The sequence below is a fragment of the Streptomyces sp. NPDC001770 genome (assembly GCF_053596135.1).
Map to the genome: position 1 here is coordinate 55,040 of NZ_JBSFFN010000003.1, position 23,165 is coordinate 78,204.

Here is a 23,165-nt window from a genome sequence, read left to right on the forward strand (position 1 = left end):
TGTCACGACGCCGCCGGCACCCCCCGGGGAGCGGGCAGGAACCCCGTTCCCCGGAAGTACGTCAGGTAGCGGGCCAGGACCTCGTCGGTGAGCGGCGGCAGCCGGACACCCAGCGCGGCCACCGCCTCGGCGGTGCGGCCCGAGTCGAAGCGGCGGTGGTCCGTCGCCCCGCCCCCGGACCGCTCCCCGTCGCCGAGGAACAGCTGGGCCGCGTTGTCCGGCTGGGCCGCGACGCGGGCCTCCCACTGCTCGACGGGGAGGGTGCGCACCTCGTGGCCGAGGCGGGCGGCCGCCTCGAAGACCCGGTCCAGGCCGGGCGCGTCCGGGTTGGTGTGGTGGTACGTCCCGTCGGCCGGCCCCTTCGCCAGGACGAGCGCCACCACCGCCGCGCTGACGTGGTCCACGGGCACCCAGTCGGTCGAGCCGTGCGGCAGGTCCGGTACCGCCTCCGCCTGCAGGCACCCCTTGATCAGCTGCCAGAGCAGGTCCCGGTCCTGGCAGGCGCCGGTCGCGGTGTCGCCGCTGATGCGGCCCGGGCGGTGGACGGTCACCGGCAGTCCGCGTTCCCGGGCGATGCCGACGAGCCCCTCGGCGACCCATTTGCTCCGCGCGTAGCCGTCCGGCAGTGCGGCGGCCGGGCCGGTCGGGCTCGTCTCCGTGAGGGTGACGGGGGCGGGGCCGGCGGCGGGGGCGTGGACGCCGGTGGTCGAGACGTAGTGCATCCCGGGTGAGGCGGAGTCGGCGAGCAGGCGCAGCAGTTCCTCGGTTCCGGCGACGTTGGCGGCGCGCAGTTCTCCGTACGGGGCGGCGAAGTTGACGTGCGCGCCGTTGTGCAGGACGGGGCCGAGGCGGCGTACCAGCGCCGTACGGTCCTCGGGCGACAGGCCGAGCCCGGGGGCGGCGAGGTCACCGGGGACGGGGTTGATCAGCTCGGCGTACCGGGGGTGCCAGAGCCCGTAGCGCTCCAGGTTGGTGCGCAGCCGGTCGGCGGCGCGGGGTGCGTCCTCGGCCCGCACCAGGCAGTCGACCGGGCCGCCGGTGGTTTCGATGAGGTCGCGCAGGAGGAAGGCGCCGAGGAACCCGGAGGCGCCGGTCAGCAGCGGGCGGACGGACGGCCGCGCGGGGCGGCGGGCGGGGGCGGGTACCGGGGCGTACCGGCCGGCGCCGGTGATGTCCCGGGCGAGGCGGACCTCGGCGGCGAGGTCCGCCTCCTCGGAGGTGTCCGGCGGGCCCTGTTCTCCGGCCGCGCTCCCCAGGAGGCGATCCACCCCTTCTACCGTGGGTGCCGCGAAGAGGGCGCGCAGGGAGGGACGCCGGCCGCACCGTTCCTCGATCCGCTGGGCGAGGGTCACCGCGAGCAGCGAGTGGCCGCCCAGGGCGAAGAAGTCGTCGCTGACGCCGACCTCGTCCACGCCGAGGGTCTCCGCGAACGCCTGGCACAGGGCCCTCTCGCGGTCCGTGCGCGGGGCGCGGCCGCCGGCCGGCGCGGCCCGGTCGGGCGCGGGCAGGGCCCGCCGGTCGGTCTTGCCGTTGGGGGTCAGCGGCAGCGCGTCGAGGCGTACGAAGGCGGCGGGGACCATGTGGGCGGGCAGGGCGGCGGCGAGGTGGGCGCGCAGTTCGGACGCGTCAGGTCCGGCCGCGCCCTCGGCCGGGACGGTGTACGCGACGAGGCGCCGGTCGCCGGGCCGGTCCTCGCGGACGACGGCGCAGGCCGCCGCCACGCCGGGCAGGGCGGTGAGCGCGGCCTCGATCTCACCGGGTTCGATGCGGAAGCCGCGCAGCTTGACCTGGTCGTCCACACGGGAGACGTAGACGAGTTCACCGTGCCCGCCACCCGGTCCGCCGCCGGTGGTCCAGCGGACCAGGTCGCCGGTGCGGTACATCCGGCCACCCGCGGGGTCGGCCGGGTCGGCCACGAAGCGGGTCGCGGTGAGGCCGGGCCGAGCGTGGTAGCCGCGGGCGACTCCCGCCCCGGAGACGTACAGCTCGCCGACGACGCCGGGCGGCACGGGGGCCAGCCGGTCGTCCAGGACGTGGATCCGGGTGCCGTCGACGGGGATGCCGATGGGCACCGTGCGGTCGGGGGCGAGCGGTCCGTCGGAGTGCTGGGCGGCGCTCATGGTGGCGCAGACGGTGGTCTCGGTGGGGCCGTAGGCGTTGACGAGGAAGCGACCGGCCGCCCAGTCGCGCACCAGGGCCGGGGTGCACGCCTCGCCCGCGAGCACCAGGGTGGTTCCGGTGGGCAGCGAGCCGGCCGGCATCACCGCGAGCGCGGCGGGCGGCAGCGTGAGATGGGTGGCGCCGCGTTCGCGGACGGTGGCGGCGAGGGCGGGACCGGGCAGCAGGGCGTCGCGTTCGTCGATCTCCAGGCAGGCCCCGGAGAGCAGTGCCATGCAGAGTTCCCAGAACGCCGCGTCGAAGCTGACGGACGCCATGTGCAGCACCCGGCTGTCCGGGGTGACGCGCAGCCGTTCCCGCTGGGCCCGGGCCATGGCGCCGGCGCCCCGGTGGGTGACGACGACGCCCTTGGGCCGGCCGGTGGAGCCGGAGGTGTAGATGACGTACGCGGGGTGCTCCGGGAGCGGGCGGCGGGGCGGGGCGGCACCGTCGCCGGGTTCGCCGGGATCCGTGGCGTACAGGTGGGGCACCGGGTTCGCGGGGAGCCTCCGACGGAGGTCGGGGGTGGTCAGGAGCAGGCGCGGGCGGGAGTCTTCGAGCATGTAGGAGAGGCGGTCGGCCGGGTAGTCGGGGTCGAGCGGTACGTACGCCGCCCCCGCCTTGAGGACGCCGAGGAGGCCGACGAGGAGGTCGTGGGTGCGGGGCAGTGCGACCGCCACCCGGTCCTCGGGGCCGATGCCGAGGGCGGTGAGCCGGTGGGCGAGGGCGTCGGCGCGGGCGTCGAGGGCGGCGTACGTGAGGGTGGTACGGGCGTCACGGACGGCGGGCGCGTCCGGGGTGCGCCGGGCCCACTCCTCGTAGAGCGCGGGGACGGTGGAGCCGGGCAGGTCGTCCGCGGGGCCGGTGCCCCAGGCGGTGAGGCGGGTGCGCTCCGGGGCGGTGAGCAACTCGTACGTGCTCATCGGGCGGTCCGGGTCGGCGGTGACGGCGTCGAGCAGCAGGACGAGCCGTCCGGTGAGGCCGCGCACGGTCGCCGCGTCGAAGAGTTCCGTCGCGTAGTCGACGGTGGCCCGCATGCCGTCGGGTGTCCCGTCGGCGTCGTGGGTCTCGGTGAAGGTGAAGGAGAGGTCGAACTTGCTCACGGCCGTGTCGACGGCCATGGGGGTGACGGTGAGGCCGGGCAGGTCGACAGGGGCGGCGGGGGTGTGGTTCTGGAGGACGAGCATGGTCTGGAAGAGGGGGTGGTGGTTCTGCGAGCGGGCGGGGTTGAGGAGTTCGACCAGACGCTCGAAGGGGACGTCCTGGTGCGCGTAGGCGGAGAGGTCGAACTCCTTGACCCTGTGGAGGAGTTCGAGGAACGTCGGGTCGCCGGAGAGGTCCGTGCGCAGTACGAGGGTGTTGACGAAGAAGCCGACCAGGTCGGTGGCCGCCTCGTCGGTGCGGCCGGCGACGGCCGTACCGAGCGGTACGTCGTCCCCGGCGCCGTGACGGGACAGCGCGAGCGAGAGAGCCGCCTGGAGCACCATGAAGGCGGTGCTGCCGGTGGCGCGGGCGAGTTCGGTGACCCGCCGGGCGGTGGCGGGGGCGAGGGCGAAGGCGTGGGTGGCGCCGGAGTGCCGGGCGACGGCGGGGCGCGGACGGTCCCAGGGCAGCTCGACGACCTCCGGAAGACCCTTCAACGCCTGTTCCCAGTGCTTGAGCTGACGGCCCAGCACATTTTCGGCGCCGCCACTTCCGTCGCCGCCGCTCTCGTCGCCGTTGCCGCTCCCGCACCCGTCGCTCTCGTCGCCGAGCAGGCGGCGCTGCCAGAGGGCGTGGTCCGCGTAGTCCACGCGGAGCTCCGTCCAGGCGGGGGCCTCGGCGCGCAGGCGTGCCCGGTAGGCGGCTGAGAGGTCGCGGGCGAAGGGCGCCAGGGAGGAACCGTCGGCCGCGATGTGGTGGATCACCAGGGCCAGGACGTGGGCTTCGTCGGCGATTCGCAGCAGGGTGGCCCGGATAGGGAGACGGTGTTCGATGTCGATCGGTTCGGTCGCGCACGCGCGGACGCGGTCGGCGAGCTTCTCCTCGTCGACGGCCTCCACGACGAGCGGGAGCCGCAGGTCACCGGGGTCGGTGATGTGCTGGCAGGGGCCGCCGTCACGTTCCGGGAAGACGGTGCGCAGGGAGGCGTGCCGGGTGACGACGTCGCGCAGCGCGTGGCGCAGGGCTTCGGTGTCGAGCGGCCCGTCGAGGCGTACGGCGAAGGGGATGTTGTACGTGGCGGACGGGCCTTCGAGCCGGTGGAGGAACCACAGGCGCTGCTGGGCGTAGGAGAGGGGGAGCGTCGCGGGACGCTCCTGCGGGACGAGGGCCGGGCGCGCGGGGCGGGCGGCGTGCTCCAGGGCGGTGGCGAGCGTGGCGACGGTGGGGTTCTCGAAGAGGGTGCGGATGTCCGCCTCGGTCTCCAGCGCGGTGCGGACCCGGCCGACGAGCCGGGTGGCGAGCAGCGAATGGCCGCCCAGCGAGAAGAAGTTGTCGTCGGCGGCGACGCGGTCCACGCCCAGCACGTCGGCGAAGAGCCCGGCGAGGATCTCCTCGTGGGCGCCGTGCGGCGGCCGTCCGGCCGGTGCGGTGGGCCGGGCGGGCGCGGGCAGGGCCTGCCGGTCGAGTTTGCCGTTGGGGGTGAGCGGAAGCGCGTCGAGGGCCTGGATGGCGGCCGGCACCATGAAGGCGGGCAGCCGGCGGCCGACGTGCGCGGCCAGCAGGCCGGGGTCCGGGGTGCGGCCGGGGGCGGGAACGACGTAGGCGGTGAGGGTGCGGTCGCCGGGCAGGTCCTCGCGGACCAGGACGCAGGCGGCGCGTACGGACGGATCGGCGCGGAGCACCGCCTCGATCTCGCCGGGTTCGATGCGGTGGCCGCGCAGCTTGATCTGCTGGTCCGCCCGCGCCAGGTGGTGCACGGCACCGTACTGGTCGCGGCGTACGAGGTCGCCGGTGCGGTACATACGGGCTCCGTCCCCGGCGAAGGGGTCGGCGACGAACCGGGTGGCGGTGAGGCCGGGGCGGCCGAGGTAGCCGCGTGCAACGCCTGGTCCCGAGAGGTACAACTCCCCTTCGGCGCCCAGCGGTACGGGGCGAAGGGCCGGGTCCAGGACGTGGGCGCGCATACCGTCGAGCGGCCGGCCGATGGGGGGCGCCCCGTCGGGTGCGTCGCCGGGCCGGACGTGGTGCCGGGTGGCGAAGGTGGTGGTCTCGGTCGGCCCGTAGATGTTGAGCACGGTGGTGCCGGGGTGGGCGGCGGCCAGCCGCTGGAAGACGCCGGGTGCGGCGGCCTCGCCGCCGGCGGCGACCAGCCGCAGCAGGCCGAGGGCACCGGGGTCGGTCTCTGCGACGACGTTGAACAGCGCGGTCGTCAGGAACGCCGCCGTCACGCCGTGGCGGGCCACCAGGTCACGGATCACGGCGGGCTGGAGGGCTCCGTCGGGGGCGAGGACGACGCGGCCCCCGGTGAGGAGGGGCACCCAGATCTCGAACGTGGAGGCGTCGAAGGCGTATGCCGAGTGCATGAGGACGGCGTCGGTGGCGCCGTCGCGCCAGGTCCCATCGGCGGCGAGGGCGGTGATGTCGGCGTGCGTGACACCGACGGCCTTGGGCAGTCCGGTGGAGCCGGAGGTGAACATCACGTAGGCGAGGCGGGCTCCGCCGCCGCGGGAGAGGAGCGCGTCGGAGGGGAGCGTGCCGGGGGCGTCCGGGCCCCCGCGCACCGTCCGCCCGGCCGGGTCCACGGTCACCATCGCCGTGCCGGGAGGGAGCCCGCGTACCCAGGGGTGCGTGCGGGTGGTCCTGTCGACGACGAGGACGCCGAGGCCGGCCACCTCCGCGACGCGGGCGAGGCGTTCGGCGGGCCAGCGCGGGTCGAGGGGTACGTAGGCGGCGCCCGCGCGCAGGGTCGCGAGGGAGGCGGTGACCTGGGCGGTCGAGCGGCCCACGAGGATGCCGACGCCCCTCTCCCTGCCGGCTCCGAGTCCGGTGAGCGCCCCGGCCAGTCCGTCGGACAGGCGGAGGAGTTCGCCGTACGTGAGCTCCTCGCCGGCGCCGGTGACGGCGACCTTGTCCGGCTGCCGGGCGGCGACGCGCGCCACGGCCTCCGGGACGCTCGTCCCCGTCGCGCCGGGCGGGAGTCCGGCGCCCCGCCCCTGCGCCAGCAGGGTCTCCCGCTCGCCGTCCAGGAGGACGGGCACGGCGTCGGCGCGCAGGTCGAGCCCGTGGGCCATCACGGTCAGCAGCCGGCGCATGCGGGCGGCGGTGCGGGCCACCTCGTCGTGACCGAGGACGGCGGCGCGGTGGCCGAAGGTGATGCGCAGGGTGTCGCCCGGGGCGATGGTGAGGGTGAGCGGGTAGTGGGCGGCGTCCGTGCCGCTGAAGCCGGTCACGGCGAGGCCGGACAGCCCCCGCTGGGCGGTGCGCAGGGCATCCGCGTCCAGCGGATAGTTCTCGAACACCGTGAGGGTGTCGAAGAGTTCGTCCAGGCCGGTGATCTCGCGGATCTCGGTAAGCCCCACGAACTGGGCCCCGAGGAGCCGCCCTTGGTCCTCCTGGAGGCGGGTCAGGAGGGTGGCCAGGGTGTCGTCGGCCGCCGGCCGCAGCCGTACCGGCACGGTGTTGATGAACAGTCCGACCATCGACTCCACGCCGGGGATCTCCGGCGGACGGCCCGAGACGGTGGTGCCGAACACGATGTCGGCGCGGCCGGTGAGCCGGGTGAGCAGCAGCCCCCAGGCGCCCTGGACCAGGGTGTTGAGGGTGAGCCGGTGGGCGCGGGCCGTCTCGCGCAGCCGGGTGGTGGTGGCCTCGTCCAGGTCGAGGACGAGCGTTTCGGGCAGTTCGGCGGAGGACGGCTCGTCGGAGAGCTGGTCGGCGGAGGGCTGCTCGGCGGAGGACTGGTCGGCGGAGGACTGGTCGGCGGTGGCGGGTCCGCCGCGACCGCCGGGACGGCCGCGTCCGGCGAGCAGGGTCGGCGCCTCGATCCCGGCCAGCGCGGTGCGCCAGGCGTCGAGGGCCTCGGCGCGGTCCTGCTGGGCCAGCCATGCGAGGTAGGTGCGGTACGGGGCGACCCGGGGCAGCGCGGAGTCGTCGCCCCCGGTCGCGTACAGCTCGAACAACTCCCTTACCAGCAGCGGCATCGACCAGCCGTCGAGCAGGATGTGATGAGCCGTCATGACGAGCCGGTGGCGGCTCGGGGCGGTGCGCAGCAGGGTGAAGCGCATCAGGGGCGGGGTGGCGAGGTCGAAGCGCCGGGTTCGGTCGGCGGCGAGGAACGCGGTGAGGCGCGCCTCGGTCGCCGCCGGGCCGTCGGGTCCGGTCAGGTCCACCTCCTCCAGTGGTACCGGCACCCGGGCGGCGACGGCCTGCACGGGCTCGGGCAGGTCCTCGTGGAGGAAGCCGACCCGGAGATTGGCGTGCCGCCGCAGCAGGCCGCCGACGGCGGCGCGCAGCGCGGAGGTGTCGGGGGTGCCTTCGAGGTCGAAGACGAACTGCGCGGTGTAGACGTCCACGGCGTGGGAGTCGTACAGCGCGTGGAAGAGCATGCCTGCCTGCAACGGCGTCAGCGGCAGTACGTCCTCCAGCTGGAACCCGTTCACTTGCGTCCACCCCACTTGTTCTGCAGTCGGTCGATCTGGGCCTGGTCCAGGGAGACCAGGGGAAGGTCGGAAGGTGTCCAGCCGCCCGCGTCGGGCCGCTCGGCGTGTTCGGCGAGCGCGCCGAGGGCGCGGGTGAACGCGTCGGACAGGGCATCCACGCCGTCCTCGGTGAGGAGGTCGGCGGGCCAGGTCCAGCGGGTCACCAGGGTCGGGCCGTCCGGGCCGTCCTCGGTGTGCGCGTTGATGTCGAGCACGTGGTGGACGGGCATCGCGGGGTCCTGGGCCCGGGGCCCGCCCCCGTCGAGCAGCACCTCCCAGTCGGCGGCTCCGGCCGGGCCGGGCGAAACCGCGTACCTGCCCAGGTAGTTGAAGCCGATCTGGGGATCGGGCGCGGCGGCGAGCCGGGGGCCGGTGGTCGCGTTGAGCCGGCGGAGCATGCCGTAGCCGACTCCGTGGTCGGGGACGGTGCGCAACTGCTCCTTGACGCGTTTGAGGGCGCGTTCGGCGAGGGCGGCGTCGAAGCGCCCGGGGGCGCGCGGGTCGAGGGGGCCCGGATCGAGGCGGACCGGGTAGAGGCTGGTGAACCAGCCGACGGTACGGGACAGGTCGAGGCGCTCGTCGATCTGCTCCCGGCCGTGGCCCTCCAGGTCGACCAGGACGCCCGTTCCTTCCGGGCCGGCAGCGCCGGAGGCGCGTTCGGCGCGCCATGCGTTCACGGCGAGGGCCAGTCCGGTGAGCAGCACGTCGTCCACTCCGGCGTGGAAGGCGGCGGGGACGGCGGTGAGGAGCGGCTCGGTGCGGGCGGCGGGCAGCCGGGTGACGAGGGTGCGCGTGCGGCCCGCGGTGTCCCGGGCGGGGTCGAGCGGGCGGTGCCCCAGCTGCGGATCGGGGGTGCTCGACATGGCTTCCCAGAGCGCGAGTTCGGCCTCGCGTGCGGGGTCGTGCGCCTGGGCGGCGAGGAGGTGCGCCCAGTGCCGGTAGGAGGTGGTGGCGGGGAGCTCCGCCCCCGGCTCTCCGGAGCTGCCGGGGCCTCCGGGCCCTCCGGAGCTGCCGGGGCCTCCGGTGACGGCCCGCCAGGCGGTGGCCAGGTCGGCGGCGAGGATGCGCCAGGAGACGGCGTCGACGGCCAGGTGGTGGACGACGAGGAGCAGCCGTCCCCGCGCACCGGGTCCGGCGTCGCACCAGACGGCCTCCACGACGTTGCCGTCCGCGGGGCTGAGCCGTCCGCGGGCCTCCTCGCCCGCCTCGGTGACGGCGGATCGTACGGCGTCGGCGCCGAGGCCGGCGATGTCGATCCGGGTGAACCGGTCGCGGGCGGGGACGGAGCCCGCGGGGAGCGCTTCGAGGACGGGCTCTCCTCCGGCTGGGCGGCCGACCTGGAGGCGGAGCATGTCGTGGTGGTCGATGAGGAGTTGGAGGGCGGCGGTCAGCGTGTCGGTACCGGCTCCCCGCGGTGTGCGCAGGACCCCGGACTGGTTGTAGCCGTCCGTCGTTCCGGGGCGCTCCAGGAACCAGGCGACGATGGGGGTCGCCGGCATCGTGCCGGTCCCCCGCTCGGTGGGCGCGTGGGTGTCCCGGCCGGATGCGGCGCCCCGGTCGAGCGCGGTGGACGCCGCGGCGATGGCCTCGGGGGTGCGGTGGACGAAGACGTCCCGGGGGGTGACCCTCAGGCCGGCCTCGCGGACCCGGCTGACGAGCTGGATGGAGAGGATGCTGTCGCCGCCGAGGGCGAAGAAGTCGTCGTCGGTGCGCACGGCCGGTGCGTGCAGGACGGAGGCGAACACCTCGCAGAGCACCTGTTCCTCCGCGGTGCGCGGCCGGCCGCCCGGGCGTTCGGCCGCGGGCCGGGCGGGGGCGGGCAGGGCGCGCCGGTCGGTCTTGCCGTTGGGCAGCAGCGGCAGCGCGTCCAGGGGCACGAAGACGGCGGGCACCATGTACGGCGGCAGCGACTCGGCGAGGCGGGCGCGGAGTTCGCGCTCCGCCGGGGCCGGGGAGCCGCCGCGCGGGCCGGGGACGGTGTAGGCGACCAGCCGGCGCTCGCCGGGCCGGTCCTCGCGGACGAGGACGCAGGCGGTGGCGACGCCGTCGAGCGCGGTGAGGGCGGCCTCGATCTCTCCCGGTTCGATGCGGAATCCGTTGACCTTGACCTGGTCGTCGGCGCGCCCGACGTGGGTGAGCAGACCGTCGGCGTCCCGCCGGACGAGGTCGCCGGTGCGGTACATCCGGCTTCCGGCGGGGCCGTAGGGGTCGGCGACGAACCGTGCGGCGGTCAGGCCGGGGAGTCCCAGGTAGCCGCGGGCGAGTCCGTCGCCCGCGAGGTGGAGCTCCCCGGTGACGCCGGTGGGTACCGGTCGCAGACCGGCGTCGAGCACGTAGGCGCGGGTGTTGTCGACCGGGTGGCCGAGCGGCACGCTCCCCTCCCCCTCCGGTCCGTCCGCCCCGGCAGGCGTGTGGTGGTGGGCGGTGGCGTCGATGGTGGCCTCGGTGGGCCCGTACAGGTTGTGCACCTCCGCCCGCCACTCCCGCCCGACGCGTTCCGCCAGGGCCCGGGGCAGCGGTTCGCCGCCGCACAGGACGGCCCGCAGTGATTCGGGCGCCGCGTCCGGGCCGGTCTCGGCGAGGACGACGGAGAGGTGCGAGGGCACGAACTGGGCGAGGGTCACGCCCTCGTCACGCATCCGGGACAGCAGCCCGGCGGGGTCGTGGTTGAGGGCGGGCGGCACGGGGCAGGTGGAGCCGCCGTGCAGGAGCGGCAGCCAGGTCTCCCAGACCGAGGCGTCGAAGCTCGGCGAGGTGCGGGCGAGGACCCGGTCGTCGGCACCGAGACCGAGGTGGTCCGCCATCCACGCCATGTGGTTGGTGAGCGAGGCGTGGGTGACGACCACGCCCTTGGGGCGGCCGGTGGAGCCCGAGGTGTAGATGACGTACGCGGCGTCGCGCGGGTCGGGCCCGGCACCGGCCGGTGCGGGGCGCCCGGTGGACCAGGCGGCCCGGTCGTCGAGTGCGAGCCGGGGCAGGGTGGGGCCGGGGCGTCCGGCGCGGTCGCCGCGTCCCGCGCGGTCGCCACGGGTGTCTTCGGTGTCGTGCGATTCGTGGTCGTGCGATTCGTGGGTGAGAAGCAGCGCGGGGCGGGCGTCGTCCAGCATGTGGGCGATCCGCGCGTCGGGGTACTCCAGGTCGACGGGCAGATAGGCGGCCCCGGCCTTGGTGACCGCCAGCATCGCGAGGACCTGGTCGGCGGTGCCTTCCAGCGCCAGCGCGACCAGATCGCCGCGGCCGATGCCCCGGTCGCTCAGGTGGTGGGCCAAGTCGTCCGACAGCAGGTCGAGTTCGGCGAAGGTCATCCCTGCGCCGCCGTCGCGCACGGCGATCGCCCCGGGGGTGCGGGAGGCCTGCGCGCGGAACGCCTCGGGGGCGGTACGGGCGGCCGAGAGGCGGGTGGGGCCGTGGGCGACGCAGTCCAGGCTCCGCCGCTCGTCCGGGTCCAGCACCTCGACGGTGTGGACGCGCCGGCCGGGGTGGGCGGCGAGCGTGGCGAGGAGGCGGGTCAGGCGGGCGGCCAGGGTGTGGGCGGTGGCGGGGACGAAGAGTTCGGTGGAGAACTCCAGGACGCCCCGCAGGCCGGCGGGCCGGCCGGACGCGTCGTAGGTCTCGGTGAAGGTGAAGGTCAGGTCGAACTTGCTGATGCCGGTGTGCACGGGTTGTTCCGTCACCGTCAGGCCGGGCAGGTCGATCGCGGCGTCGCCCTGGTTCTGGAGGACGAGCATGGTCTGGAAGAGCGGGTGGTGGTTCTGGGCGCGGACGGGGCTGAGGGCGTCCACCAGCCTCTCGAAGGGCAGGTCCTGGTGGGCGTAGGCGGCCAGGTCGAAGTCGCGTACGCGGTCCACCACTTCACCGAAGGTCGGGTCGCCGCTCAGGTCGGCCCGCAGCACCAGGGTGTTGACGAAGAACCCGACCAGGTCGTCGAGTGCTTCATCGGTGCGGCCGGCGACCGCGGTGCCCAGCGGGATGTCCTCACCGGCGCCGTGGCGGGAGAGGAGGACCGACAGGGCGGCCTGGAGGACCATGAAGAGGCTGCTGCTCCGGGCCCGGGCGAGGTCGGCGAGCGCCCGGTGGGTACCGGGGCCGACGGTGAAGGGGTGCGCGTCGCCGCAGTGGGCGGGTACGGCGGGTCGCGGCCGGTCGCAGGGCAGTTCCAGCAGATCGGGGGCGCCGGCCAGGGCGGTTCGCCAGAAGGCGAGTTGGCGGGCGGCCTGGCTGGAGGGGTCGTCCTCCTCGCCGAGCAGGGCGCGCTGCCAGAGGGTGTAGTCGGCGTACTGGACGGCGAGTTCGCTCCAGCCAGGGTCTTCGCCCTCGACCCGCGCCCGGTACGCGTCGCCCAGGTCGCGGGCGAGCGGGGCGAGGGACCAGCCGTCGCCGGCGATGTGGTGCACCACCAGCACCAGCACGTGGGATTCGGCAGCGATCCTCATCAGCCTTGCCCGCACGGGTAGTTCGGCACTGACGTCGAACGGCCGCGTCACCTCGGCGGTGAGCACGTCGCCGAGGCGGGCGGGGTCGGTGTCACGGGGCGTCAGGTCGAGGTCGGCGCCGGTGGCGTCGAGCACCAGCTGCCGGGCGATGCCGTCGGTCTCGGGGAAGACGGTGCGCAGGCTCTCGTGGCGCTCGACCACGTCCGCGAGGGCGCGCTCCAGGGCTCCCGTGTCGAGCGGGCCGTCCAGGCGGAGCACCAGCGGCACGTTGTACGTGGCGCTGGGGCCCTCCAGCCGGCCGAGGAACCAGAGGCGCTGCTGCGCGAAGGAGAGCGGCAGCGGGTCGGGACGTTTCCCGGTTCTCTCCAGGGGTCTTCTGGCCTGCTCGGCGCCGTCCAGTGCGGCGGCGAGGGCGGCCGGGGTGGAGTGCTCGAAGAGCGCCTTGACGGGGACCTCCACGCCGAGCACGGTACGGATGCGGGCGGCGAGGCGGGTGGCGAGCAGGGAGTGGCCGCCGAGGTCGAAGAAGTCACCTTCGGCGTCGAGTCCGTCGAGTCCGAGCACGTCGGCGAAGAGTCCGCAGAGGATCTCCGCGCGGGCGCTGCGGGCCGTACCGCCGCCGGTCCTGCGGTGCCGCTCCCCGTGGACGGGCGCGGGCAGCGCGCGCCGGTCGACCTTGCCGTTGACGGTCAGTGGCAGCGCGTCGAGCAGTACGAACGCGGAGGGCACCGCGTACGCGGGCAGGGACCGGCCGAGCGCGCGGGCGAGATCGGCGGGCGCGGGGAGCGCCCGGGCGGTGGGTACCACATAGGCGACGAGGCGCCGGTCGCCCGGGGTGTCCTCACGGACGACGGCGAAGGAGTCGGCGACCCCCTCGCAGCGGGCCAGGACGGATTCGATCTCGCCGAGTTCGATGCGGTAGCCGCGCAGCTTCACCTGGCCGTCCGCGCGGTCGACGTAGGAGATGTGCCCGTCCCGGGTCCAGCGGACGAGGTCGCCGGTGCGGTACATCCGGCTTCCGGCGGGGCCGAAGGGGTCCGCGACGAAGCGGGCTGCGGTCAGGGCGGGCTGCCCGGTGTAGCCGCGGGACACTCCGCGCCCGGCGAGGTACAGCTCGCCCACGACGCCGGGGACGACCTGGCCGAGGGAGCCGTCGAGCACGTACAGCCGCATGCCGTCCAGCGGTCGGCCGATGGGCGGCGGTCCGGCCGGGTGGCCGGCGGTCACGTGGTGGCGGGTGGCGAAGGTGGTGGTCTCGGTCGGCCCGTAGACGTGGAGGACCCGCAGGCCCGGCGTGGCGTCCGCGACGCGCTGCATGGCGTCGGGAGAGGCGAGCTCGCCTCCGGCGCACAGGAGGCGGAGCCCCCGGAAGGCTGTCGGAGCGGTCTCGGCGATCACGTTGAAGAGCGCCGTCGTCAGGAAGACCGCGGTCACGCCGTGTTCGCGGACGGCGTCGCCGAGGGCGCGGGCCTCCAGGACGCCGTCCGGTGCGACGACGACCTTGCCGCCGTGCAGCAGCGGGGCCCAGATCTCGAAGGTGGAGGCGTCGAAGACGTACGCCGAGTGCATCAGCACCGCGTCGGCGGCGCCCTCGCGCCAGGCGGAGTCGTCGGTGAGCGCGGCCACGTCGGCGTGGGTGACGCCGACCCCCTTGGGCAGGCCGGTGGAGCCGGAGGTGAACATGGTGTACGCGAGGGCGTGCGGTCCCGGTACGGCGGCCGGTCGGCCCGGCCGTTCGGGGCCGCCGCGCAGGACCCGGCCGAGCCGGTCCACGACCAGGACCGGCAGCCGGCCTGCGGTGGCGGTCACCCAGGCGGAGGCGAGAGCGGCCTCGTCGACGACGAGGACCCGCAACGACGCGACCCCGGCGGCCTGTTCGAGCCGCTCCTCGGGCCAGCGCGCGTCCATGGGGACGTAGGCGGCCGCGGCGCGGACCGCGCCGAGGGAGGCGGTCACCACGGCGGGTGACCGGGTGAGCAGCACGCCGACACCGGACTCGGGTCCGGCGCCGAGTCCGGCGAGCGCGCCGGCGAGGTCTGCGGAGAGCGTGTCGAGCGCCGCGTAGCTGAGGGTGGTGGTGCCGTCGGTGACGGCGGTGGCGTCGGGAGTACGGAGCGCCTGGGCCGCGAAGAGGGCGGGCAGAGTGGTGTCCGGTGCGGGCTCGCCGAGCGGGTGGCCGGTGCCCCAGCGGGTGACCCGGGCGTGTTCGCCGGCCGTCAGCAGGTCGTAGTCGCGGAGCGAGCGTCCGGGGTCGGCGGTGACCTGCTCCAGCAGGCGGACGAGCCGGGCGGCGAGGGTTTCGACGGTGTCCCGGTCGAAGAGGGCGGTGGCGTACTCGATCCCGGCCGAGAGGCCGCCGCCGTCGCGCTCCTCGGTGAACGCGAAGGTGAGGTCGAACTTGCTCAGCCCGTTGTGGACGATCCGGTCCTCCACGGTGAGGCCGGGGAGTTCGGGACGGACGGTCTCCTGGTTCTGGAGGACCAGCATGGTCTGGAAGAGCGGGTGGTGGTCGCGGGCCCGGACGGGGTTGAGGCTCTCCACCAGCCGTTCGAAGGGAACGTCCTGATTTCCGTACGCGGCGAGGTCGAACTCCCGCACTCGGATCAGGAGTTCCCGGAAGCTCGGGCTGCCCGACAGGTCCGTGCGCAGGACCAGCGTGTTGACGAAGAACCCGACCAGCTCCTCCAGCGCCTCGTCGGTGCGTCCGGCGACGGGGGTGCCGAGCGAGATGTCGTCGCCCGCGCCGTGCCGGTGCAGCAGGGCGGCCACCGCCGCCTGGAGCACCATGAAGAGGCTGCTTCCCGACTCTCGGGCCAGGAGCACGAGTTGCGCGTGGAGCTCGGGTGGTACGTCGAAGGCGTGGACGTCCCCGCGCAGGTCGGCGGTGACCGGGCGGGGCCGGTCCAGCGGCAGGTCGATCAGGCCGGGCAGCTCCGAGAGGGCGGTGCGCCAGTGCTCCAGCTGCCGCCCGAGCGCGCTCCCGGGTGCGGTGTCGTCGCCCAGGGCGGCGTGCTGCCAGAGGGTGTAGTCGGCGTACTGGAGCACGGGGCCCGTCGCCCACGCGGGCTCCCGGCCGGCGAGCCGTTCCCGGTACGCCTCGCCCAGGTGGCGGGCGAGCGGGGCGAGGGACCAGCCGTCGCCCGCGATGTGGTGCACCACCAGCACCAGGACATGGCGGGTGGGGGCGGCGCGCAGCAGCAGGGCGCGCAGCGGCAGGTCGGCGGTGACGTCGAACGGCAGGCGTACGACGTCGAAGACGGCCTCCTCCAGGTCGGCGGCGGCCACGTCCACGACCGGCAGCGCGGGGGTGGCCTCCTGCGTTCCGACGATCAACTGGTGGGGTGTGCCCTGATGTTCGGGGAAGAGGGTGCGGAGCGACTCGTGCCGCGCGACGACGTCCCCGAGGGCGGCGCGGAGCGCGTCCGTGTGCGGGGTGCCGTGGAGTTCGAGGACGAGCGGGATGTTGTAGGTGGAGCTGGGTCCTTCGAGCCGGTTGAGGAACCACAGCCGCCGCTGGGCGAAGGAGAGCGGCAGCGGGTCGGGCCGCCGCTCGGCCGGTACCACGGGAGGCCGGGTCCGGGCCGCCGGATCGAGGGCGCGGGCCAGGCCCGCGACGGTCGGGTGCTCGAAGAGGGTGCGTACGGCGATCTCCGCGCCCAGCACCGCGCGGACGCGGCTCACCACGCGCATGGCGAGGAGCGAGTGTCCGCCGAGGTCGAAGAAGCCGCTGTGCGGGCCGACCCGGGGCCGGTCCAGCACGTCGGCGAAGATCCCGGCGAGCAGCTCCTCCCGGAGACCGAGCCGTCCCGGTTCGGCCGGGCCGCCGGCCTCCGGATCGGGTGCGGGCAGGGCGCGCCGGTCCACCTTGCCGTTGGGCAGCAGGGGCAGGGCGTCCAGTACCACGACGGCGGAGGGCACCATGTGGTGCGGGAGTGCCTCGGCGAGCCCGTCGCGCAGGGCGAGGGGGCGTACGGCGGGGTCGTCGGTCACCGCGTAGGCGACGAGGCGGCGCCGGCCGGGGGCGTCCTCGCGGATCACCGCGCAGGCTCCGGTGACGCCGGGGTTCGCCAGGAGCGCGGCTTCCACCTCACCCAACTCAATGCGGAATCCTCGGAGTTTGACCTGGTCGTCGGCGCGCGACTGGTAGTCGAGCAGCCCGTTTCCGTTCCACCGCACGAGGTCGCCGGTCCGGTACATGCGGGTTCCGTCGGCGGTGAACGGGTCGGCGACGAAGCGTTCGGCGGTCGGACCGGGGCGGTGCAGGTAGCCCCGGGCGAGGTTCGGCCCGGACAGGTACAACTCCCCCGTGACGCCCGGCGGTGCGGGGCGGAGCCGGCCGTCGAGGACGTACGCGCGCATGGTGTCCACGGGCCGGCCGATCGGGACGGTCTCGGCCGGGCAGGCGGTCCGGGTGCGGTCCTCGCGGTGCGCGGTCGCGTCGATGGTCGCCTCGGTGGGGCCGTACAGGTTGTGCGCTTCGGCACCCCAGCGGGTGGCGATCTCGTCGACGAGGGCGCGCGGCAGGGGTTCGCCGCCGCAGAGCACGGCGCGCAGCCGGGGCAGCGGTGCCCCGTGGGCCGCCTCGGCGAGGACGTGGGTCAGGTGCGAGGGCACGAACTGGGCGACGGTGACGCCGAACCGGCCCATCCAGTAGATGAGTTCGTCGGGTTCGCGGTTGGCCCGGGGTGGCAGCACGCAGACTTTGGCGCCGTTCATCAGCGGGAGCCACAGCTCCCACACGGAGGCGTCGAAGCTGGTGGAGGTGCGGGCGAGGACCCGGTCCTCGCCGGTGAGGTCCAGGTGGTCCGCCAGCCACGCCATGTGGTTGGCGAGCGCGCCGTGGGTCACGACCACCCCCTTGGGGCGGCCGGTGGAGCCGGAGGTGTGGATGACGTACGCCGGGTCGTCCGGGTGGGGTGTGTGCGGGGTGGGTGGGGCGGTCCGGTCCGCCGGGGCGTCGAGGGCGAGCCAGGGCAGGTCGACCGGGGGCAGCTCCGCACGGGTGCCGGCGGTGGTGAGCAGCAGGACGGGCCGGGCGTCGTCGAGCATGTGGCGGATGCGGGCCGCCGGGTACCCCGGGTCGACGGGTACGTAGGCGGCGCCGGCCCGCAGTACGGCCAGCATGGCGACGACGGTGTGGACGGAGGACGGGGCGGCGATGGCCACCCGGGTCTCACGGCCCGCGCCCCGCTCGCGCAGGGTGTGGGCGAGGGCGTCGGCGCGGGCGTCGAGCTCCGCGTAGGTGAGGCTGGTCAGCTCGTCGCGGACGGCGACGGCTCCTGGGGTGCGCGTGGCCTGCTCGCGGACCGCCTCAGGGGCGGTGAGGGCGGGCAACGGCCGCTGTGCGCCCCGGCCTTGGGCGAGCATCCGGTCGCGCTCGGCCGGCCCGAGCGGGTCGAGTTCCCCGACAGGGCGGTCGGGATCGGCGACGGCGAGGGTGAGCACGCGGGCGAACCGGGCGCTCAGGCCGTGGGCGGTGGCGGCGTCGAAGAGGTCGGTGGCGTACTCCAGATAGCCCCCGATTCCGGCGAACTCGCCCTCTGGACAGTCGAGTTCGGCGAGCGAGAACGTGAGGTCGAACTTGCTGATCCCGGTGTGCCGGGACCGGTCCAGGGTGGTGATGCCCGGCAGTTCGAGGTCCGTCCGCTCCTGGTTCTGGAGGACCAGCATGGTCTGGAAGAGCGGGTGGTGACCGCCGGAGCGCTCGGGGTTGACGGCCTCCACGATCCGTTCGAAGGGAAGGTCGCCGTGACCGAAGGCGGCGATGTCGAACTCCCGCACACGTTGCAGGAGTTCGCGGAAGCTCGGGTTGCCGGAGAGGTCGGTGCGCAGCACGACGGTGTTGACGAAGAACCCGACGAGGTCGCCGAGGGCCTCGTCGGAGCGGCCCGCGGCGGCCGTGCCCAGGGGGATGTCGGTGCCGGCGCCGTGGGCGTGCAGCGTCACCGCAAGCGCCGCTTGGAGCACCATGAAGGGGGTGCACCCCGCCGCGCGGGCGAGCCGGACGAGGGCGGCGTGCTCGGGTGCGGGCAACGCGAACGGGACGGCGTCGCCCCGGTGGCCGGGTACGGCGGGGCGCGGCCGGTCGAGGGGCAGGTCGAGCAGGTCGGGTGCGCCGCGCAGGGCTTCTCGCCAGTGGGCGAGCTGGATCGCGGCGAGGCTCTCCGGGTCGGTGTCGTCGCCGAGCAGCCGGCGCTGCCAGAGCGTGTAGTCGGCGTACTGCACCGGCAGCGCGGGCCAGTCGGGGGTGCCGGTGCCCTCGGTCCTGGCACGGTAGGCGGCGCCGAGGTCGCGGACGAGGGGGGCGAGGGACCAGCCGTCGGCGACGACGTGGTGGAGGACGAGGACCAGGAGGTGGTGATCCGGGGCATCCTGGAGCAGGTGGGCGCGGACGGCGAGGTCGCCGGTGAGGTCGAAGGGCTCGGCGATCAGGTGGCGGACCGTTTCCTCCGCCCAGGCTCCGGCCGCTCTGGAGGCTCCTGAGGCTCCGGCCGGTCCCGCATCGGGTCCCCCGGCCGGGGGCCGCCGGACGACGAGCGGGACCAGCTCCGCCGCGACGGCCGCGTCCAGGACTTCCTGACGGGGTACCCCGTCGTGCTCGGCGAAGACGGTGCGCAGGCTCTCGTGCCGGGCGACCACGTCGGTCAGCGCGCCCCGCAGGGCGCCCGTGTCGAGCGGGCCGTCGAGCTCCAGGACGAGCGGGACGGTGTACGTGTCGCCGGGGCCCTCCGCCCGGTTGAGGAACCAGAGGCGCTGCTGCGCGTAGGAGAGCGGTACCACCTCCGGCCGCCGTTGCGGCGTGAGGGCGGGCCGGGTGGAGCCGGCGGTGTCGAGGACGGCGGCGAGCGAGGCGACGGTCGGGTGGTCGAAGAGGGTACGCAGGCCGAGTTCGGTGCCCAGCGCGGCGCGCACCCTGCCGGTGAGGCGGGTGGCGAGGAGCGAGTGGCCGCCCAGGGAGAAGAAGTTGTCGTCGGCGCCGACGGCCGCGACGCCCAGCACGTCGGCGAACAGGCCGGCCAGCACCTCTTCGTACGCGGTGCGCGGGGCACGCCCCGCGGTGGCCGCGGCGGGAGGGGCGGGCAGGGCGCGGCGGTCGACCTTGCCGTTGGGGTTGAGCGGCAGCGCGTCGAGCGTCACGAACACGGAGGGCACCATGTACGCGGGCAGGGCGCGGCCCACCCGGCGGGCGAGCACGGTGTCGTCCAGGCGGGTGCCGGCGGCAGGCACGACGTACGCGACGAGCCTGCGGTCGCCGGGTATGTCCTCGCGGACCAGGACGCTGACAGCGACCACGCCGGGGTCGGCGAGCAGGGTGCCCTCGATCTCGGCGGGTTCGATGCGGTATCCGCGCAGCTTGACCTGCCCGTCCACGCGTCCGACGTACTCGATCTCGCCGCGCGCGGTCCAGCGGACGAGGTCCCCGGTGCGGTACATGCGGGCCCCGTGCGGACCGTGCGGGTCGGCGACGAACCGGCCCGCGGTCAGCGCGGGGCGGCCTCGGTAGCCGCGGGCGACGCCGCGCCCCGACACGTACAGTTCCCCCACCACACCGGGCGGCACCAGGGCGAGGTCCGCGTCGAGGACGTGCAGCCGCATCCCGTCGAGCGGACGGCCGATGGGCGGTACCCCGCCCGCGTCGGCGGCGACCCGGTGGCGGGCGGCGAAGGTGGTGGTCTCGGTGGGCCCGTACACGTGGAGGACCCGGGTGGAGGGCGCGGCGGCGGCCACCCGCTGCATGAGCTCCGGCGTGGCGGCCTCGCCGCCCGCGGCGACCAGCCGCAGCCCGGCGAAGGCCGCCGGATCCACCTCGGCCACCACGTTGAACAGGGCGGTGGTGAGGAAGAGCGCGGTGACCGCGTACCGGTCGACCAGGCCGGTGAGGACGGGTGCCTCCAGGACGCCCGGGGGTGCGACGACCACCCTGCCGCCGTGCAGGAGCGGGACCCAGATCTCGAAGGTGGAGGCGTCGAAGACGTACGCCGAGTGCAGCAGCACCGCGTCGCATGCCCCGTCCCGCCAGGCGGAGTCGGCGGTCAGCGCGAGCACGTCCGCGTGGGTGACGCCGACGCCCTTGGGCAGGCCGGTGGAGCCGGAGGTGAACATCACGTAGGCGAGCCGGTCGGCGTGCGTCACGTCCGGCAGCCGTCCGGGACGCGACGGGGCGCCGCGCAGTACCCGGCCGAGGGCGTCGACGACAACGACCGGCATGGCGGCCGCCGTCACCTTCACCCAGTTCTGTCCGGCGGCGGCCTCGTCGACCACCAGGGCGCGGACCCCGGCGACGCCCGCGACGCGCCCGAGGCGCTCCTCCGGCCAGGTGGCGTCCATCGGTACGTACGCGGCGCCCGCGCCGGCCACGCCGAGGGTGGCGGCCACCACCGCGGCGGAGCGGTCCACCAGGACACCGACCCCGTCCTCCGCGACGAGCCCCCAGCCCGCCAGCGCTCGGGAGATCTCCGCCGCGTGGTGCGCCAGCTCCCGGTAGGTCTGCGTGACGACACCGTCCACCACCGCGGTGGCGTCCGGGGTGCGGCGCACCTGCGCTTCGAACGCCCGCGGCAGGCTCGTGGCCGGTTCCATGACCTCCAGGCCCGCGCCCCGGCCGTGGGCCAGGAGCTCGGCGGCGGCCTCGGAGTCGGTCAACGGCAGCTCACGCAGGGGCGTTTCGGGATCCGCTCCGGCGAGTGCCGTGAGGAAGGAGATGACGGCCCGCTGGCTCAGCCGCACGTCCTCGGGTCGGTAGAGCTCCGGGTTGGCGTCGAATCCGATCAACGGCCCGGTTCCCTCGGAGCGTTCGGAGACGAAGAGCGACACGTCGTCGACCGGTCCGATGGAGAGGAGGCGGGAGGTGGCGGGGCTCCCGCCGAAGTCGAGGTCGTACGCGTAGCCCATGATGTTGACGACCACGTCCGTCAGGCGTGCCGCGTCGTCGGCCATGTTGAGTTCGCGGGCGAGCTGTTCGCGGGAGAAGCGCCGGTGGCGCAGGGCGCCGCGCATCTCGGCGGCGACGGTGCGGACGAGCGCTCCGACCGTCATGTCGGTGGTGATCTCCAGCCCCAGCGGCAGGATGTTGGCGGTCATGCCGACGATGTGCCGCAGTCCGCCGTGGCGGCCGTTGGAGGCGAGGCCCACGACGACGTCCCGGGTGCCGGTGACCCGGCCGACGTAGGCGGCGACCGCGCTCACCAGCACGGCGGACCAGGTGGTGCGGTTGGCGGCGGCGAGCCGGCGCAGGCCGTCGAGGACGGTGACGGGCAGGGTCTCCCCGGTGTGCAGGTTCACGCCGTCCCCGTCGGTGCCGGCGGCGGGCGCCGGGACGTCGGTACGGCGGCGGATGAGCGGCGTACCACCCCGCGCGCCGGCCCCGCCGTCGGAGCCCGCGGCGTCCGCCGCACGGTCGGCGAACCTGGCGGTCCAGTGGGCCCGGTCCGCTTCGTACCGGTCGGAGCCGAGGTAGGCCGCCTCGTCGGCGAGGAGATCGGCGAGCGGGGCCGGGGGCAGTTCGGCCTCGGCGATGTTCTCGCCGCGCAGGGCGCGTGCGTAGAGGTCGGCCACCATGCGGGCGAAGACGGCGCCGCCGAGTCCGTCGACGGCGATGTGATGGAAGCGGATGTACCAGTAGTGTCGGCGGGGCCCGAGGCGCAGCAGCGCCAGGGTGTGGCGCGGGGCGTCGATCCGGTCGACGGTGGCCATGTCGTCGGCCAGGTAGCTCTCGGCCGCGGCGGCGGGGTCGTCGGCGCCGGAGAGGTCGACCAGGCGGAGCCGGTCGGCGGTGGCCCGGGGCGGCGGCGCGACCCGCTGGCGTACGGCACCGTCGTGGACGACGAACTCGACGTTGAGGCTGTCGCAGAGGGCGACCGTGCGGGCGACGGCGGCGGCGAACGTCCCCGCGTCGAGATCGCCCCGGATCTCGAAGCACTCGGCGATGTTGAACTTCGGGCTCTCCGGTTCGACGAGTTGGCCGTACCACACGCCCTGTTGAGCAACAGTCAGTTCGAAAGACTCTGCGGGAATCGAACGAGACGGGATCGAGTCGTTTTCATGCATGCCGGTCGACACCTTTGGGGAGAGATTTCGGGGACGACGGAGAAGGCACGGAGGAACCCGCCGCACCGGTGCGCACGTCGTCGGCAAAGAGGACCGCCGAAGCGGAAAGAAGGTTCGGCGCACCCCGTGGAGAAAGGAATCACCGGGGTCTCGCGCCGGGTGCATCCGTCCGGCGCACACCCCGTGTCACCCCTCTTTCACCGAAAGGGACCACGACGAATCGCCGGAACCATCTGAATGACTCGGAGAATCCGCACGGCGGCACAGGAAGGATTTCAGCCGCGCACGGATCGAATACCGGCCACACCATGGCCGATTCTATTCGAACAGGCCTGTCGAGGCCCCTCTGATCCGTCACTATGAGTCGTCACTGCGACTTCTACGGACCTCGGCGGACCTCAACGGACTTCATTCGGTCCGAATAAGACAAGAATCGATCAGGATGACGGACCGGACCACGCGCCGGAGCTCCATCCACCCCGACGGGACGGGGGTGCGCTCCCGCGCATCCGCGACTGGACCGGGGAGTGCCCCGCGATCCCTTCCGCACCCGCCGGGGTGCGGAAGTACGGGACAGCCCTACTCGGCCGCCGCTTCCATCGCCCTCACCAGACCGGCGGGCCTCATGTCGGTCCAGGCGGCCTCGATCGCGTCCAGACACTCCTGACGCGATCCCTCCGGGCCGACGGCACGCCAGCCGCCCGGGATCTCGATCTGCGCGGGCCACAGCGAGTACTGACCCTCGTCGTTGACCAGCGCCACGAACCGTCCCGACTCGTCATCGAAAGGATTGGTCACGGCCGTCCCCCACCTGTTCTCGCGCTTTCTGCGACATGTTCATCAGACATTCCCGGGCACCTCGCGTCGGACCATTCCCGCCGCGACACCGCCGGCCCCCGACCCTTTG

At 74.7% G+C, this 23,165-nt stretch carries 3 protein-coding genes; all 3 read right to left on the reverse strand.

The genetic code is table 11. The annotated features are described in order from the left end of the window. Positions 1-2: 2 nt before the first annotated feature. Positions 3-7,739, reverse strand: a complete 7,737-nt coding sequence (locus ACWCSV_RS04080; RefSeq protein ID WP_451138277.1) for an amino acid adenylation domain-containing protein — start codon at positions 7,737-7,739, stop codon at positions 3-5. Then, positions 7,736-22,258, reverse strand: a complete 14,523-nt coding sequence (locus tag ACWCSV_RS04085; RefSeq protein WP_451138278.1) for an amino acid adenylation domain-containing protein — start codon at positions 22,256-22,258, stop codon at positions 7,736-7,738. The genes ACWCSV_RS04080 and ACWCSV_RS04085 overlap by 4 nt, the downstream gene beginning before the upstream one ends. Positions 22,259-22,837: 579 nt before the next feature. Beyond that, the gene (locus ACWCSV_RS04090) at positions 22,838-23,056 is read right to left on the reverse strand and encodes an MbtH family protein (RefSeq protein ID WP_451138279.1); all 219 of its coding nucleotides are present in this window, start codon (positions 23,054-23,056) and stop codon (positions 22,838-22,840) included. Positions 23,057-23,165: the final 109 nt, after the last annotated feature.